The sequence below is a fragment of the Paenibacillus sp. YIM B09110 genome (assembly GCF_037167145.1).
Taxonomy (GTDB): Bacteria; Bacillota; Bacilli; order Paenibacillales; family Paenibacillaceae; genus Pristimantibacillus.
Genome location: NZ_JBANSP010000001.1, coordinates 513,141 through 530,081, shown reverse-complemented (window position 1 = coordinate 530,081; position 16,941 = coordinate 513,141). Strand labels below are relative to the sequence as shown.

Here is a 16,941-nt window from a genome sequence, read left to right as displayed (position 1 = left end):
TTCAACCTCTTACCACCCATACCGAATCATCTCCCTTGTCCTTATTTTAATTTATTTGGATAGGGAGACTCCAGTTTAATTAGGGGGCCTTGGAGGAATTCCAACATAACACCTTAAACCGGCTATTTAGACTCGAAGTTACTGCGAAAATCCAACATAGCTCTTAGCGCTACATGTGGTGGATGGTATGAGCAATATGCATATTACCGATTGCGGAAGTTCTGAGGCGTAAGCTGATGGAATTCTTTGAAAATATGGATGAAATATTGCGTTTTCTGATAACCGATTTCCTTGGCGATATCGGAAACTTTTTTGTTCGTGCCCATGAGCAGCTCCGCGGCTTTCTCCATTCGAACGCGCAGGATATAAGTAGACAAGCTTTCGCCGGTTTCCTTCTTGTACAATCGGGACAAGTAGACGGGATGCAGATAGACATGCTCGCTGACCCTTGTGAGAGAGACGTCCTCGTGCAGATGAAGCGCGATATACTCATGGATCTGGCGAATAATATGGTTGCGGTTAGGCGTTGATTCCTGCAGCGAACGCTTGAACTGGTCGATGATCGACAGCGCCCATTCCATGATCGCCTCCGTCGATTTGAAATAAAACGATTCGGGCTGCAGGGGATGGCCGACAAGGTCGGCGAAGGAATCTCCCTGTTTGTGCGCAATGTATGAGAAGCTGCTGAACAAGTAATAGACGATCTCCATAAGTTGCTGCTGCGATTGGCAAGTGGGACTGTTCAATTCCGCCATAATAAGCTCCAGCTTGCCGTTCACCTCCTCCCAGCGCCCGGTTTCCATCAACTGCTGGATGGTAGGCGACTGATGAAGCTGCACGAGCGGCTTCAGCTCCTTCCGCGGCTCATCTTGATCGAGTGTCCGCATGACGCCGCTGCGCGTTCCAATAGAACGGCCGAAGCCGTTAAGTGCCAGCAGGTATTGACGATACAGCTCGTGCCGGTAGGGAAAAGCGCTCGTGAGCAGGATGGAAACGGGCCGTTTCATGTATTGCAGAACGGCCTGCTGCAGGTCGCAGGTACGTTGATGCAGATGCTCAAGTGAACCGAATGGCTGGACGGGAAGCAGCATGACAACGAACCGATAGGAATCCTTACATGACCAAAGGGACGGAATGTCGTTTATTTTGCCATATAAAATTTCCTCCGCCATATTGAGCAAGCCGTAGCTGAACAGCTCGAAGTCCTCGCGCGTTGCCTCCTCGCTTCCCGTTTCGATTCGAATCAACGCAAGCGCGCACTCCTCATCCGGTCCGATTGGCAACTGAAGGGCATGCAGATGCCGCTGCATCTCATCCGGTCCGTATTTGCGGCCCAGCAGCAGATCAAGCAGCAAATGCTCGCGCATGCGGTGAATGCCCAGCTTCAACATGTCGTTAGCCGCCGATAAGTGCTCGCTTTGCCTCTTCTCCTCGTCTATGAGGACGAGAACCTTCTGCAAGCAGGAGACGACTTCATCCTCGGTCACGGGCTTAAGCAAATAATCGGCAGCCCCATGCTGCAGCGCTTTCCGGGCATACTCGAACTCGGAATAGCCGGATAACAGCACAACCTTAAGGTCAGGATAGCCTTCGCGCAGTACGGCGAGCAGCTCCAATCCGCTCGTCTCCGGCATTTTAATATCGGTTACGACGATTTGCAGCTCTGTGTTCCGGGCAATCTTGAGAGCCTCATCGGCCGAACCGGCCTTATATATGGTTATATCGCCAATTCGTGACCAAGGGATCTGCTCCTCCAAAAAATCAAGCACATAATCCTCGTCATCCACTAATAAGACGTTCATCTCTATGACCCAGCTCCCTATGCGATAGTTGTAGATGAAGCGTAACCCGTAACCCGCCCCATTCGTTGACCGAGAAAGTTAATCCGGAATGGCCGCCGTATCGGTTTATTAGCCGGTTATGGACATTGCTTAGTCCGCAGCCCATTCCATCGCCGGCAACATTGCTGCCGTGAACGTTATCGACAAGCGACTGAAGCTTCTCTCCCGGCAGCCCATGACCGTCGTCGTCGACGTGAATCAAGTACTGATCGCCGCGCGCAATGCCTTCGATATGAACTCTTCCTGACGTCCGTTTCTGTTCGATGCCATGCACGATCGCGTTCTCGACGATCGGCTGCAGCAGAAGGGTCGGCACGGAAAGGTTAAGCATGGCGGAAGGGATATCGATTTCGTAAGACAGCCGCTTGTTGCGAAGCGACTGCACCTCCAAATAGCTTTCGATGAGCCGGATTTCGTCCTCAAGCGTCGTTATCGATCCTGCCTTGCGGGTGATATACCTGTAGAACTCGGACAAGTTCTTGGCCATCGAAATGACGGCCGCGGGCGATTTGTTCGCCATGCTCACGATGTAGAACAAGCAATTATACAGAAAATGGGGATTGATCTGGGACTGCAAATGCTTGTATTCGGCTTCCCGCGTCCGGACCTTCTCCTCGTACACGTTTTCGATCAGCGCTTGAATGCGCGATGCCATCTCGTTGAACCGCTCGAACAAATAGTCGAATTCATTGTTCGTCCTTACCGTGGCTCTGCTGGCATAATCGCCGGAGCCGAGCGCTTCGAGCTTCCGTACCAGATAGCCGAACGGCTTGCGGAAATGGCTGTAAAACAAATAAGAGATCATGATGCCCGCTACGGCAAGGAAGGCGAGGCTTCCATTGACAAGCCAGTTCACTTTTTGCAGCGGCCCAAGAAACTCGTCCAGCCGAATGTAACTGACGAGCGTACCGCCGAGCGAAGTGCTGAACACGTATTGAACCAAATATTGCTCGCCGTCCGCCCCCATAACGGAAAGCTTCGGATGAGTGATTGCGGAGGTATCGAGCTCGCCTTGTTCGATTAATTGCATGGCCAAATCCATATCAACGTTGCTGCTCCGAATAATGTCCGCGCCAGGGAAATAGAAAAACGACGTGCCGTTGCCGGATGCGTCAAGCCCGCTCAACACGGAGGTCAAATAACGGCTTGATATCGCAGTCTCGACCACTGATACGGTATTGCTTAGATCGGGCGCCGCGATCGCCGGGAAGGAGAACAATAAGCGGAATGAAAGCAAGCCCTCGTTGTTGTCTACGATCCACCGGTTCATCGGCTTGTTGGCGAGCTGCTCGTAATTATACGGCAATGTGCCTTCCGATGTGATCGATTCCTCAATGGACGGCCAGTGCACGGTTAGTTCAGAAATGAGAGGCTCGGCCTGGCTTTGCAGCACCAGCTTTTCCTCGATCGTTTTGCGCATGAACAGGTGGTTCAAATATTCCGGGAAATCCGATGAGCTGGCATAACCTCTGATCGTGGAATCATTGACAAGCATTAGCGTCTGGGTTTCAAGCTGGCGGAGCGACTGTTCAAGCTGCCCCATGGTGAATTCCAACTGCTTGGCCGCCGATTCCTCGAGCGTATGCTTGACTACTTGTTTACTTGCTTCATTCGCATAGGCAAACAATAGAGTTGCGGGAATAAGAAGCAGCGCAAGCATGATGAGCAGCTTTTGAAATATTTTATATTTTATCACGTAGGGCACCGCCTATTTCGGATTTAACCAAAGAGGTTATGAGAGTGGTTATAGATGTTAAGACCTTATCATAGGTCGCTTCCAGACCCGTTGATATAATAGTAGCAGAAGCGGATGAATGCGCAATCATGGGAAATTCAGAGAGGGGAAATACGCATGGAAAGCGGGATTGGAAAGCAGGCGGCAACGCCTTCCGCGATCAGTAGGGAGTCGAAATGGTTAAGGGGACTTAAGAAAACATGGCCGCTGCATTTGCTCATCTTGCCGGCTACGGTTATCGCGATCGTCTTTCATTATTTTCCTATATTCGGGCTCGTAATGGCCTTTCAGGACTATAAGCCATGGCTAGGTTTCTTTAAGTCGGATTGGGTAGGATTCAAGCATTTCGAGTCCTTATTTATGTTCGAAGAGTCCGTGCAAGTGATCTGGAACACGCTTATTATTTCCATACTTAAGATCGTATTCGGGTTGTTCGTACCGATCGGTATCGCCTTGCTGCTCAACGAGGTTCGCAAGGTCGGAATCAAGCGCAGCATCCAAACGCTTGTTTACCTGCCGCACTTCTTGTCATGGGTTATTCTAGGCGGCATCTTGATCGATCTGTTGTCGGTCAAGGGCGGTTTGGTGAATCGGATGCTGACAGACTGGTTCGGCATGGCGCCGATCTTCTTCCTTGGAGATGGCGATTGGTTCCGATTCATCATTGTAGTCAGCGATATTTGGAAAGAATTCGGTTTCGCGATGATCATTTATTTGGCAGCAATCGCAGGCGTAAATCCGGCTCTGTACGAGGCGGCGGAAGTAGACGGAGCAACGAGATTCCAGCAAACGATCCATGTAACGCTTCCTGTCATGCTGCCGATTATCGTCGTCGTGGCCACGCTTCAACTGGGAAATGTGCTTAACGCCGGCTTCGACCAAATATTCAACCTTTATAATCCGCTCGTATACAGTAAAGGCGATGTCATCGACACGTTTGTCTACCGATCGGCGATGCTTAAAGGAGACTTCAGCTTCGCGACGGCAGTCGGACTGTTCAAATCGATCATCAGCTTCGTTCTGATTATCGTCTCGTACCGATTAGCTTACCGGTTCGGCAACTACCGGATTTTCTAAAGAAAGAGGAGAGAGCGAATGTATCACAAATCTACCGGATATCGAATGTTCAGCATCTTCAATCATCTCTTCCTGATCGCGTTATCGTTGCTGTGCATCCTGCCGCTTATGCATGTGCTAGCCGTATCGTTCAGCGGGAAGTCGGCGGCAACGGCGAATATCATCAATCTATGGCCGGTAGACTTCACGTTGGAGTCTTACGAGAAAACGATCAATAATCCGGCTTTCATTCGAGCATTGTTTTATTCCCTATATCGGACTGTACTCGGGACTGCAGTCGGCATGGCGGTTATCGTATTTGCCGGTTATGCGCTCTCCAAGCGCAATACGGCGTTCAAGAGCCGCAACGTCTACATGTGGTTTTTCGTATTCACGATGCTTTTCTCGGGCGGTTTGGTTCCTGGTTATATTCTCGTTACCGAGCTGCATCTCATCAACACGATTTGGGCGCTTATATTGCCGTCGGCACTTAGCGTATACAATATGATTTTGCTTATGAACTTCTTCCGAACGATACCTGCCGAATTGGAGGAGGCCGCACTGATCGACGGAGCAGGTCTGTTCCGGATCTTGTTCAGCATTCACCTGCCCGTGTCGATGCCTGCGCTCGCGACGATTACTTTGTTCACGCTGGTCGGGCATTGGAATTCGTGGTTCGACGGTCTGATCTATATGATGGATACGAAAAAATACCCGCTCGCGACTTTCCTGCAAACCGTCGTGGTCCAGCAGGACTTCAGCAAAATGAGCATCAATCCGCAGGATATGGAGAACCTGTCGCAGCGAACGGTGAAGGCGGCGCAAATCTTTATCGGAGCGCTGCCGATTCTGCTTGTTTATCCGTTCCTGCAAAAATATTTCGTCAAAGGCATCGTGCTCGGCGCTGTTAAAGAATAGACAAGGAGCTGATCGCTAATGGACTTTCAAATTCCGATAGAGGCGTTTCGTCCGGAATCAGGCACGGTTATGGAAATGACGGGCGAGAGCGGGTTTCGAATCCAAACGTCGCGAAATGGCGGCGCTTTGCATTTGGATGCGTCGGCTTGTCCCGCCAATGCGTGGGAGGAATATGCGTATTTGGCTGCAGACGTCTACCATGAATCTCATGACGTTCTCGTCTTATTGTTCACATTCGAGGATGCATCCGGCAAATGGATTACCGTTCATTACGGAATACTGCCGCGGGTAACAACGAGAATAGCGCTGCCGTTGTCGGCGCTGAACGGCGAGAAGCTGTTCCTGGAACGTTCACCTGGAATTATGCAATCGGTGCTGCGCGGGGATGCGTTCGTCGACCGAAGCCGAATCGTCCGATTCGCGTTATCGACGATTCCATCCGTTACGCCGCGAAAGGTGGAAATATCCGGTTTAACGTTGCGTCAAGCCGTTGAGCCGATTGCATATGAACCTTCGCCTTATATTGATGAACTGGGGCAACTGCTGGGTAAGGAATGGGAAGGGAAGATGCAAAGCGAGGAGCAGCTCATTCGCGCGTTAAGAGAGGAATGGGAAACATCGCAATCAAGGGAAGAATCTGCGCTTCGCACGAATCTTTCGCCTTACGGCGGTTGGAAGAAACTGCGATTCGAAGCATCCGGATTTTTTCGAACGGAGCATGACGGAGAGCAGTGGTGGTTCGTCGATCCAGACGGCTATGCGCTGTTCAGCGCAGGGATGGATTGCATCCATCCAGCGGAAACGGCATGCGTGGCCGGCATGGAGCATCTCCTGCCGGATCTCCCGACCCGCGACGGGGAGTTCCGCGACGCATGGTCCGGCCGCGGATACAGCTTCGGTATCGCCAATTTGATTCGAGCGTTCGGCGCACAGTGGCGGGACAGATGGACTGACCTGACGGAATATCGGATGAAAACGTGGGGGATGAATACGATCGGCAACTGGTCTAGCACCGAGTATATTCGCAGCTCGGAGCTGCCTTATGTGTATCCAATGGAACGTTTTCCTTCAACGGCGAAGACGATATTCCGGGACTTCCCGGATGTATTCGATCCGGAGTACGATGCCAATGCGGCGTTGTTCTCTAATCAGTTAATAGGAATGCGGGACGATCGCAGGCTTATTGGTTACTTCATGCGGAACGAGCCGCAGTGGGCGTTCGTTGATGGATTAAATCTAACGAAGCAAATGCTCAGATCGCCCCTCCGATTCCTGAGCAAAGAACGCTTCGTAGAGTGGGTGAAGGAGAAATACAATGCTATTATCGCTGAATTGAACACGGCATGGGGCAGCAGCTTCGGGAATTTCGAGCAGTTGTACGACGGCGTAAACATGGACTCGTTGCCTGACAGCACTATTCGCGATGCGGATTTCGCGGCATTCAATCGTCTAATGATTCGGCGATACGTGGAGGTGCCGGCCAAGCATTGCAAGCAAGTCGACCCGCATCATTTGAACCTTGGCATGCGCTATGCTTGGGTCGGGAGCGACGATATATTGGAAGGATGCGAGGCGTTCGACGTGTTCTCGATTAATTGCTATCAATTCGAACCGGATCGGGCGTTCATCGAGCGTATCGGCAGTAAGCTGAATAAGCCGCTTATGATTGGCGAATTCCACTTCGGCGCGGCGGATGCCGGCATGCTGGCATACGGTATTCGTGCCGTTCCGACACAGGCTGATCGAGGACTGGCGTATCAATATTTCGTCGAGCAGGCCGCTTCCATACCGGAATTGATTGGCGTTCATTATTTTCAGTTAAACGACCAGGCCGTGCTAGGCCGCTTCGATGGCGAAAATTATCAGATCGGCGTCGTGGACGGCTGTCAGCAGCCATATCGCCCATTCGTAGAAGCGATGCAGCGGACGCATGAGAGGATGTACGATATACGAATTGGCCAATTGTCTCCAAGCTCGGTCTGTCCGAAAGAAATACCGAAAACGGGTTTCTGATTTGAAGCATACAGGGGAATTATGGAATAGGTCTTCATTGCAAAAAGTGCAGCAGAATGGGGCGAAGTAACTGGAAAGCCGAGCCTTGGTTGCACATTCTGCAACTGAAAAGCAAAGTTACTCGGTGTAGGAGGCATTTTGGCGTTAATCAGTTGCAGAATGTGCAATGAGCGCGAGCTGAAAGGGGCTTAAGCGTCTATCTGTTGCAGAAAGTGCAATCAGATGGGGGAGAGCCTGTATGAAATCCAATCAACTTAGACAAGACTCGCAGCCTCTTCGCTGCGAGTCTTTTTTTGCGAATCAAATAAAAGCTTTACGTCTTCGATCATGCTCTTATAATTAGACATAACAAGGAAACGTGTTCATACATATGACAGCGTTTACATTTTTGAGATGTAAACGGAGCTTTAAGAGGGAGGAGTGAAATATGAGATACCGGCTCCTACAGCTGATTGGACTATTCGTCGTCATGGCTATGACATCCAGTTGCGCAGCGCATTCGGCTAGCGGCTATGAAGTTGTATATTCGCTGGAATCTCAGCATCATCAAGCCTCAAGTGAACCAAGTGATGTCGCCCTTCATCAAGGGCTGCTTACCATTGCGATGGTAGGCAGGAATAACGGACCTTATTTCGCCAATGCGGAAGAAGGGGCTAGGGAGGCGGCAACGCAATTAAATGTAGAAGTAACGTTCGATCATCCAGAGCCCCCAACTGCGCAGCAGCAGATTGAAGTTGTCGAGCAGTTAATAAAGAAGGAAGTTGATGTCATCGCCATCTCAGCCATAGACCCGGAGAAGCTTGTCCCCGTGCTTGTGAAAGCTCAGAATCATGGAATAAGGGTAGTGACATGGGATGCGGATACGATGCTGAAGGGGCGGGAGTTCTTCGTGAATCAAGTTGACACTGAGGCGCTGGGCAGACATCTGATGGATAATATGGCACAGGCAATGGGAGAGACTGGGAAGTTTGTTGTCATTAGCGGAATGCATAACGATGCGAAATCCTCTGAGCTCCTCAAGTGGATTGAAGTGCAAGCTGACGAGTACTATCCCGATATGAAGCTTGAGCTTGTAGAGGTTGCGGCAGACCTCAAAGGTGTGCTGACTAGCAAGTCTGACATAGGAGGCGTTATCGATCTTTATTCGATGGACGAAGCGGCTGCAGCAGAGGCGGTTAAGCAAGCGGGCCAAGCCGGCCATGTGAAAGTAACCGGACTTTATTCACCGTCAGTGATTAGCAAATACTTGCGGGACGGTTCGGTGCAGGCGGCGACGTTATGGAGTCCCAAGAAGTTGGGTTATGTTACGGTAGCGCTAGCCAATGGTTTGGCAAGCGGTACATATCCGACAGACGGTCAGGATGTTCCGGGTGTCGGTACTATACGCATGCTCGGCAATACGGTCATTATGGATGAGCCGATTGATTTTACCCGGGAGAATGTGAATCAATATGATTTTTAATAGGATGAGGAAATTTCGAATTCGCGAGCTGAGATTAAGCTCCAAGCTGCTAATCACTTACATGCTGCTGACAGTCGTGCCTATTGCGCTGATTGGATTGTTTTCGTTTTCGCATTATGCCAAGTCGGTCCAAGATCCGCTCGGTGAATATATGCCTAAGTTTCTGAATCAGGCGAACCAAGATATCGAACAGCATATTCAGCAGCTCGGCGGGCTTTCGGAATGGATATCGGACTCCGAGCAAGCGCTTGCGATACTGAGGCGTGAAGATAAATCGGACAGGGCGCTGCTGGAAAGAGACACCTCCTATATGAATGATTATTTGAGCCAAACGTACGTGAACGGCAGCAACCCCGATGTGCTCGGCGTGTACGTGCTCTCGGGCGATCAGCTCTATTATAGCTCCAAGTGGGTCTTTCAAGAGCAGGATTGGAAGTGGCAGCTTAGGCGCTATAGCGGATCCGAACCGACGCAGTGGCAAGGGCGGCTTATTCAGCAAGAGGAAGTGAAGCTTCACTTCGCCAATAAAATGCCGTACGTCATGATTAAGAAGCAGCTCTTCGATACCGATAACCGCAAAATGTTAGGAAGCATGTTCATTGCTATCGACCTTTCGTTTATTGACCGCATCTTCCGCAACATCGAGAGCGATGAAGAAGGCGAAGGCAAGATGTGGCTGATGAACGAATCGGGTTTGATCGTCTATCATACGAATCCTGATTTGATCGGAACGGTGGATATGAATAAAAAGTCCTATCCGCTGCTGAACGGAAGCTTCCGAACGAAAGCTTCTGACACTCCGTCATTGATCAGTCTCAATCAGTCCTCACGCGGGCTTATTCTGGCGCACAGCCTTCCGATAAAGAAGCTGACGAGCAAGGTGGACGCGATCCAGAAGCGGAACTCCGTACTCCTGCTCAGCATTTTCCTGTTTACTGCTGTCGTCTTCGTCTATTTCTCGTGGAAGTTCATCCAGCCGCTTAAACGGCTTAGCAGCATGATGAAAAACGTGGAGATGGGCAAGTTCCAGGTTAATTACGAATTGCAAAGCAGGGACGAGATCGGTACGCTCGCAACGAGCTTGAACTCGATGATTACGACGATACGAGATTTGATTCAAAAAAACTACCAAATCGAAATTCGCCAAAAAGAAGCGGAATTGTACGCGCTGCAATCGCAGATCAATCCCCATTTTATGTACAATACGCTGGAGACGATCGGCATGGCCGTGGAAGAGGGCGAGACCGAAGCGGTTGTCGATATGGTTACGCTGCTTGGCCGCATGCTGCGCTTCTCCGTCAGCAACCTTAGCAGATCGGTCACGATTGCAGAAGAAGTGCAGCATGTGAAGGATTATTTGACGATTCAGAAGTTCCGATTCGAGGATCGGCTGGCCTTCGAGATCGTCGAGCAGCGCGCAGGAGATTTGCAGAACCTGTATTCGCCCAAGTTCATCCTTCAGCCGGTTGTAGAGAATGCGATCAAGCACGGGCTGGAAAAGCGCAGAAAGCTCGAAATCCAAATTTCGATCGGACAGGAGTTCGGCGCGCAGTCGGGCAATGTAGAAATGGTATTCCGTATTCGAGACAATGGACCGGGCATATCGGCAGAGCGCCTCATGGAGCTGGAGAAGCTGCTGAAGAACGAATCGTTCCAGCACAAGAGCTCGCAATTCGGTTTAAGCAATGTGAATGCGAGAATCAAGATGATGCATGGTTCGGAATACGGTCTGCAAATGCATAGTATAGAAGGGCTTGGAACAGAAATCATCATACGTATACCGATGAACACGCAGCCTTATGAGAACGATCAGAATGAGCTTCCGGGGTGAGAGGTGAACGATGAGAACGATCAGAACGTTAATTGTGGATGACGAGCCTCGCATTCGGAGGGGGATCGAGCGCCATGTTCAGTCTCTCGGGGAAGGCTGGGAGGTCGTAGCTACGGCGGGGGACGGCCGTGAGGCGCTGCAGCTTCTGCAGGAGCATGAAGGCGGGGTCGATCTGTTAATCACCGACGTGAAGATGCCGGAGATGGACGGCCTTACTTTAATCAAGGAAGCGAAGAAGCTGTACCCGATCTATCCTATCCTCATAAGCGGCTTCGACGACTTCATATACTTGCAGTCCGCCCTGCGGGAAGGGGCGCTCGACTATATATTGAAGCCGCTGGACCGGGAGCAGTTCCGCAACCGGATGCTGGAGCTGCGCGACATTATTACACGGGATCGCTATCATGCCTTGACGAGAGGAGAACTGGAGCGGGATACGGAGAAACTGGCGAAGACACGTCAAATTCAGACCTTAAGCTATATTACGTCGGCGGATATTAACATGACGAATCTGGGCTGCTGGGTGGATGAGTTCCCGAGCGGTCAATATATTCTTCTGCTGGTCCGTCTGGACACGCTGCCCGTCAAGACGAGAGCGTATACGTCCAGTGACTGGAAAGCGTACTTCTATGCCCTCGAAAATATTATTTCGGAGGTCGTTGAGACGGAGCTGGCTCATTCGGGTCGAACAGGCTGGTGTTACTTCGGCGGGGAATCAGACTTTTGGGTGCTCGTTCAGGGGGAGCAGTCTGACGTTGCGATGGAGGCAACGGCTCATCAATTGGCAGAGCAAATACGAACCTCGATTCGATCGCATACTCCCTTCACGGTATCGATCGCCTATGGTCGGACCATCGAGGAGCTTTATCTGCTTCCGGAGGCTAAGCGCCAATCTCTCGCGCGAATGAACTACCGCTATGTGTATGGCGGCAACCAAATTTTCCATTCGGCCGAACGGTCCGAGGAAGGCGATGCCGATCAGCATGGCAAGGAAGCGGCCATTCTCTCTCAGAAGCTGAAGCGGGCGGTTGATCAAGCTAACGAGGCTGATGCGCTGAAAGCGTGCAAGCAATTTTTTGAACAGGTAGAGATGATGGAGAGTCCTTCCCGTATCCAGGCGGCCGTACTCCATGCGGTTATATTGATTCATTCGGCTCTGCTGGAGAATACGAGGGGCATGCCCGATTCGTCAGCGATTATGGACGAGATTCAGATGATTAAGCGAGCAGCCAGCCTTCATGAGCTGAAGTCTTGCACCTGGCATTTGGCCGAATCGGTCATTCATGACATCATCAAGTCGCGACAGACAAGCAACGTCAAGGTGATCGATCAGGCTAAGCGTTGGATCGCCGATCATGTTGCCGAAGATATCACGATAAAAAAAATTGCCGATCACGTCTTTATGAATCCGACTTACTTCAGTGAATACTTCAAGATGCAGACCGGAGAGACCGTGCTCGATTTTCTCACGCGGCTTCGCATGGATCATGCGAAAGAGCTGCTGCGGGACACTCGGCTTAAGCTGCATGATATTAGCGGCAGAGTAGGCTATCAAGACGTCAAATATTTCAGCAAGCTGTTCAAGCACAAGCTTGGGATGACCCCATCCCAATATAGAGAATCTACCAATGATGAACCGAAGGGAGCAGTCAAAGATGACGACGAGCAATAAATTCGCATGGACATGGAAGATCAAGGAGGAATGTCTGGAGGAATACGTGAGGATGCATCTGGACCCGTGGCCGGAGATCATGAGCGAGCATTCCCGGGCAGGCATACGCAATTATTCGATTTTCCAGAACGGCAATCAGTTTTTCTATTGCTTTGAATGCGACGATGTGGAAGAGGCGTTCCGGCTCATCGCGGAGAGCGAGGCATGCAATCGCTGGAATGCGATTACGTCGACTATGGTCGAGGGATCATTCGACTTCCATGAAGCAGAGCCGATCAAGCCGATGAGAGAAGTGTTTTACTTGAAATAGGTTGTAATAAGAATCGTATAGAGAGTGAAACGAGTAAGACCTGAGACTCTGCCGCCCGTGCAAGCGAATGAAGCTTGCTGCGGATGCTCAGGTCTTTTTTTTATTCTACGCTGCACCATATGGGTTACTCCCTATAGATCATGGGATCGATCCGTGTACGAAATTCTCCTGCTGCTCCTAACTGCTAACGGACACCACAGTCCCTTATAGGCTTGATTTGCGAATTTAATCGTACTTACGGACACATAAGGCTTTAACAGGTGTGTTTGGCAGCGAAATCGCTTCAATTAGCGCAATTAGCGTCTGTCGTGTCCGTAACGATGAAGCGGTGGCCGAATAATGGCCGATTGAGTTCTGTGAGTCCGTAAGCTAGGGCTGTTTTAGAACCCGAATCTTCTCCCCCCAACCCGAGCATTGTCACCTTATGACCTTCCTTTGTTGCTGATAAGATGTAGCCATAAGGGCCGGAGTGCCAAGCGTAACGACAGACATGAGGGGGTAAGCCGGGGATGGCGAATACAGAATATGTACTTGAACTGAGTGGAATTACGAAAGTATTTCCTGGGGTTAAGGCGCTTAATGACGTTTATTTCAAGCTGAGACCGGGTGAAATTCACGCATTAATGGGGGAGAACGGAGCGGGCAAGTCAACGTTCATCAAAGTGATAACCGGCGTCTATTCGCCTGACGGCGGCGAGATGTACTTAGACGGGGAGAAGGTGGAGTTTCACCACCCGACGGATGCGCAGAAACGGGGAATCGCGGCTATTTATCAGCATGTTACATGCTACCCTGATCTAAGCGTTACCGAAAATATATTTATGGGCCACGAGAGGGTACAGCGTGGAACGGGCCGTATTCGATGGAAGGAAATGCATGAGGAAGCGGGTCTGCTGCTGAGGGAGCTTGGCGCAGCCTTCAGTCCTAAGACGATGATGGGCGCGCTTAGCGTTGCGGAGCAGCAGATTGTCGAGATCGCGAAGGCGCTGTCGGTGGATGCGAAGATTATAATAATGGACGAACCGACCGCGGCGTTGACGAAAAACGAGAGCGAAGAGCTGTATCGGATAACGGAGCGTCTGCGGGATAAGGGCGCGGCCATTATTTTCATTTCGCATCGTTTCGAGGATATGTATCGTCTTGCCAGCAAAGTGACGGTATTCCGGGATGCCAAATATATCGGCACATGGAATGTCGACGAAATTTCGAATCAAGACTTAATTATAGCTATGGTAGGCAGAGAGATTTCGCAGTTGTTCCCGAAGAAGGACGCCGTGCTCGGCGAAGAGCTGCTGCGCGTGGAGGGACTTGGGAGAACCGGCTATTACGCTGACGTATCCTTCGCGCTTCGTCGGGGAGAGATACTCGGCTTGACGGGGCTCGTCGGCGCAGGGAGAACGGAAGTATGCCAAGCGCTATTCGGGATCGAGAAGCATGACAAAGGCAGCATCCAGTATAAAGGCAAGCCGCTGCAGCTTCGAAATCCGCGCGAAGCTATGCGCCAGGGCATCGGCTATTTGCCGGAGGATCGGCAGAAGCAAGGGCTCGTCCTGCAATGGGGGATCGGACGCAATGTATCGCTGCCGACGCTTGAGAAGTTCGCGGCTCAGGGCGCGATCAATTTCCGCAAGGAGCTGGAGTCGGCGAAGCGATTGGCGGAGAAGGTGAACGTCAAGGCGAAGAGCGTGTTCGATCTGGTCAGCTCTCTTTCGGGCGGCAATCAGCAGAAGGTCGTATTCGCCAAGCTATTGAATGCCGAGCTGGACGTGCTCATTCTTGATGAACCGACCAAAGGGGTCGATGTAGGCGCGAAGTCGGCTATCTATGAAATGATCAGCGATCTCGCATGCTCGGGTTACGGGGTCATTCTTGTATCATCCGAAATGCCGGAAATCATCGGCATGTGCGACCGAGTGGCGGTTATGCGAGAAGGACGCATTACAGCTATGCTTGACCGCGAGGGCTTGACGCAGGAGGCGATTCTGTCGGCCTCAATGGACGGAACGGCTGACGAGGAGGCGAGCGCATGAAAACAATCGCACAGCCTGCCGCTCCCGTTGCTGGAACCCCTTCTGAGAAAACATCCGTAAGCGCTATGATTGCGAAGTTCAGGGAGCTCGGCCTTCTCCTCTTCATTATTCTGATGTCGCTTGCCGTACAGCTTCGTAATCCAAGCTTCCTTACTTGGGAGAACATCAACGACATTGCAACGAATACGGCCATTCTCGCTATCCTGTCTGTAGGCATGATGCTCGTCATCATTACGCGCGGAATCGACCTTTCAATCGGCGCAACGCTTGCCTTATCGGGCATGGTTGCTGCGCTTACGGTTAAGCAAATGCCGGATATGCATCCAGCGCTCGTATTGGCAATCGGTATTGGAGTAGGGCTCTTATGCGGCATGGTGCTAGGTTTCCTAGTAGCATGGGTTAATATCCTTCCGATTATCGCGACGCTTGGGATGATGAACGTATTCCGCGGTTTAACCTTTGAGACGAGCGGCGGCAAGTGGGTCAGTGCCCATCAAATGCCTGCCAGCTTCAAGGAGATCGCTACAGGAAGCTTGCTTGGCATCAATAACCTCATTGCCATCGCCATTGTTATCTATATCGCTGCTTACTATTTTGTAAGCTACACGCGAACGGGAAGAAGAATTTATGCGATCGGGAGCAATCCGGATTCGGCAGTAATTAGCGGCATTCGTACGGGGCGAGTCCTGTGGCTTGTCTACACGATCATGGGCGGACTCTCTGGACTTGCCGGCGTACTTTGGGTATCCAAGTTCGCTTCGGCTCAGGGGGATACGGCTTCGGGCTATGAGCTTAGCGTCATTGCCGCATGCGTGCTTGGCGGTGTCAGCATCGCTGGAGGCGTTGGCAAAATATCGGGTATTATTCTTGGATCGATATTGCTTGGCATTCTGAATAACGCGATGCCGATGATTAACATCTCCCCCTTCTGGCAAATGTTCATCCAAGGGTCGATCATCCTGATCGCCGTATTGATCAACGCCATGGTAAAGCGCGGGCTTGACCGAAATAACCTGATGAGGAGGAAAATCTAGCGATGGAACCTCGAGTGATAGCCAGCAAAAAAGATTTTTCTCTGAAGGGCTTTTTCCTCCAATGGGAGTGGCTGCTTGTTCTGATCATCATAGCCGTATTCATTATGAACATGAACTTGTCGGAATACTTCCTCGACTATAACAATCTGCGCGACGCGACGATGGGTTTTCTGGATAAAGCGTTCATCGTGCTGCCGATGGTGTTCATTATTTTGATGGGAGATATTGATATTTCCGTCGGCTCGATCGTGGCGTTGTCGTCGGTTATTATGGCCGATCTGTACAACCACGGCGTTCCGATGGAGCTGGCAGTACTGATTTGTCTAGCTGTTGGCGCGCTGTGCGGCTGGGTTAACGGCATGCTGATCGTCAGATTCAAGGAGCTCTCCTCGGTTATTGTCACGCTCGCAACGATGATTATTTATCGCGGCATCGCCTATATTTTGCTCGAAGACCAGGCGTCGGGCAGCTTCCCGTCATGGTTCAAGTTTCTTGGCTGGGATTATATCGGCGGCATCCCGTTCATCCTTATTGCGTTCGCGGCAGCCGTTATTATATTCGCCTATTTGCTGCACAAGACAACGTTCGGCAGGAAAGTATACGCCATTGGCAACAATCCGACGGCCGCGCTGTATTCCGGTGTTCCGGTAGACCGCATCAAGGTTATCGTATTCACCTTGGCCGGACTAATGGCTGCCGTTACCGCCTTGTTCCTTACCTCCCGCATGGGCAGTACTCGCCCCAATATTGCAACCGGCTATGAGCTTGAAGTGATTGCGATGGTAGTACTAGGAGGGATAAGCACGGCTGGAGGCAAAGGGAGGATGATCGGCGCGATACTTGCCGTGTTCCTGATCGGCTTCCTTCGTTACGGGCTCGGACTTGTCAACGTATCGGCCCAGTCGCTGCTTATTATTCTTGGCTTATTGTTAATCGTCGCGGTTGCCATTCCGCAATTGAAGATGCGCGTCGGCGCCAGCCGCAAGGCAACTTGATCCGCGATACGATTCGGCTATTGCAGCCGATTGTATATATAATA

General features: G+C 51.0%; 13 protein-coding genes. 10 read left to right on the top strand and 3 right to left on the bottom strand.

Translation table 11 applies throughout. The features are described from left to right. Positions 1-203: 203 nt before the first annotated feature. On the bottom strand, positions 204-1,802 hold the full coding sequence (locus V8F51_RS02310; RefSeq protein ID WP_337098422.1) for a response regulator transcription factor: 1,599 nt from the start codon (positions 1,800-1,802) through the stop codon (positions 204-206). Next, on the bottom strand, positions 1,780-3,537 hold the full coding sequence (locus V8F51_RS02305; RefSeq protein WP_337098419.1) for a sensor histidine kinase: 1,758 nt from the start codon (positions 3,535-3,537) through the stop codon (positions 1,780-1,782). Before V8F51_RS02305 ends, V8F51_RS02310 begins: the two co-directional genes overlap by 23 nt. Positions 3,538-3,693: 156 nt before the next feature. Between V8F51_RS02305 and V8F51_RS02300 the strand changes: the two genes are divergently transcribed. The 7 genes from V8F51_RS02300 to V8F51_RS02270 all read left to right on the top strand — a co-directional run bounded on the left by V8F51_RS02300 (position 3,694) and on the right by V8F51_RS02270 (position 12,838). After that, entirely contained in the window at positions 3,694-4,653 is a 960-nt protein-coding gene (locus V8F51_RS02300) for an ABC transporter permease (RefSeq protein WP_337098417.1), read from the top strand. 18 nt (positions 4,654-4,671) lie between these two features. Continuing rightward, complete coding sequence (locus V8F51_RS02295; RefSeq protein ID WP_337098416.1) at positions 4,672-5,550, top strand: carbohydrate ABC transporter permease; 879 nt, start codon at positions 4,672-4,674, stop codon at positions 5,548-5,550. Between the two features lie 18 nt (positions 5,551-5,568). Then, entirely contained in the window at positions 5,569-7,563 is a 1,995-nt protein-coding gene (locus tag V8F51_RS02290) for a beta-galactosidase (RefSeq protein ID WP_337098415.1), read from the top strand. A gap of 427 nt (positions 7,564-7,990) precedes the next feature. After that, on the top strand, positions 7,991-9,025 hold the full coding sequence (locus V8F51_RS02285; RefSeq protein WP_337098414.1) for a substrate-binding domain-containing protein: 1,035 nt from the start codon (positions 7,991-7,993) through the stop codon (positions 9,023-9,025). A 4-nt stretch (positions 9,026-9,029) separates the two neighbouring features. After that, positions 9,030-10,856 carry a cache domain-containing sensor histidine kinase gene (locus V8F51_RS02280; RefSeq protein ID WP_337098413.1) on the top strand — a complete coding sequence of 609 codons (1,827 nt, stop codon included), beginning with the start codon at positions 9,030-9,032 and terminating at the stop codon, positions 10,854-10,856. A 10-nt stretch (positions 10,857-10,866) separates the two neighbouring features. Beyond that, positions 10,867-12,528, top strand: coding sequence for a response regulator (locus V8F51_RS02275; protein ID WP_337098412.1), 1,662 nt, complete (start codon positions 10,867-10,869; stop codon positions 12,526-12,528). After that, the gene (locus tag V8F51_RS02270) at positions 12,512-12,838 is read left to right on the top strand and encodes an L-rhamnose mutarotase (RefSeq protein WP_337098411.1); all 327 of its coding nucleotides are present in this window, start codon (positions 12,512-12,514) and stop codon (positions 12,836-12,838) included. Before V8F51_RS02275 ends, V8F51_RS02270 begins: the two co-directional genes overlap by 17 nt. On the opposite strand, the gene V8F51_RS02265 is transcribed toward V8F51_RS02270, so the two are convergent. Continuing rightward, a complete protein-coding gene (locus tag V8F51_RS02265; RefSeq protein WP_337098410.1) occupies positions 12,826-12,957 on the bottom strand; it encodes a hypothetical protein in 132 nt (43 codons plus the stop codon). The genes V8F51_RS02270 and V8F51_RS02265 overlap by 13 nt on opposite strands. A 390-nt stretch (positions 12,958-13,347) precedes the next feature. Between V8F51_RS02265 and V8F51_RS02260 the strand changes: the two genes are divergently transcribed. From V8F51_RS02260 to V8F51_RS02250, 3 genes are read left to right on the top strand one after another with little or no spacing between them, the layout of a single operon-like run. Next, positions 13,348-14,868: a sugar ABC transporter ATP-binding protein gene (locus tag V8F51_RS02260; protein ID WP_337098409.1), complete on the top strand. Its 1,521-nt coding sequence runs from the start codon at positions 13,348-13,350 to the stop codon at positions 14,866-14,868. Beyond that, complete coding sequence (locus V8F51_RS02255) at positions 14,865-15,902, top strand: ABC transporter permease (RefSeq protein ID WP_337098408.1); 1,038 nt, start codon at positions 14,865-14,867, stop codon at positions 15,900-15,902. Before V8F51_RS02260 ends, V8F51_RS02255 begins: the two co-directional genes overlap by 4 nt. A 2-nt stretch (positions 15,903-15,904) precedes the next feature. Then, positions 15,905-16,897, top strand: a complete 993-nt coding sequence (locus V8F51_RS02250; protein ID WP_337098407.1) for an ABC transporter permease — start codon at positions 15,905-15,907, stop codon at positions 16,895-16,897. Positions 16,898-16,941: the final 44 nt, after the last annotated feature.

Bases quoted from the DNA above. Each gene is read 5' to 3' on its own strand.
- V8F51_RS02310 (WP_337098422.1), bottom strand. From the start codon at position 1,802: ATGAACGTCTTATTAGTGGATGACGAGGATTATGTGCTTGATTTTTTG.
- V8F51_RS02300 (WP_337098417.1), top strand. From the start codon at position 3,694: ATGGAAAGCGGGATTGGAAAGCAGGCGGCAACGCCTTCCGCGATCAGT.
- V8F51_RS02295 (WP_337098416.1), top strand. From the start codon at position 4,672: ATGTATCACAAATCTACCGGATATCGAATGTTCAGCATCTTCAATCAT.
- V8F51_RS02290 (WP_337098415.1), top strand. From the start codon at position 5,569: ATGGACTTTCAAATTCCGATAGAGGCGTTTCGTCCGGAATCAGGCACG.
- V8F51_RS02285 (WP_337098414.1), top strand. From the start codon at position 7,991: ATGAGATACCGGCTCCTACAGCTGATTGGACTATTCGTCGTCATGGCT.
- V8F51_RS02280 (WP_337098413.1), top strand. From the start codon at position 9,030: ATGAGGAAATTTCGAATTCGCGAGCTGAGATTAAGCTCCAAGCTGCTA.
- V8F51_RS02275 (WP_337098412.1), top strand. From the start codon at position 10,867: ATGAGAACGATCAGAACGTTAATTGTGGATGACGAGCCTCGCATTCGG.
- V8F51_RS02270 (WP_337098411.1), top strand. From the start codon at position 12,512: ATGACGACGAGCAATAAATTCGCATGGACATGGAAGATCAAGGAGGAA.
- V8F51_RS02265 (WP_337098410.1), bottom strand. From the start codon at position 12,957: ATGGTGCAGCGTAGAATAAAAAAAAGACCTGAGCATCCGCAGCAAGCT.
- V8F51_RS02260 (WP_337098409.1), top strand. From the start codon at position 13,348: ATGGCGAATACAGAATATGTACTTGAACTGAGTGGAATTACGAAAGTA.
- V8F51_RS02255 (WP_337098408.1), top strand. From the start codon at position 14,865: ATGAAAACAATCGCACAGCCTGCCGCTCCCGTTGCTGGAACCCCTTCT.
- V8F51_RS02250 (WP_337098407.1), top strand. From the start codon at position 15,905: ATGGAACCTCGAGTGATAGCCAGCAAAAAAGATTTTTCTCTGAAGGGC.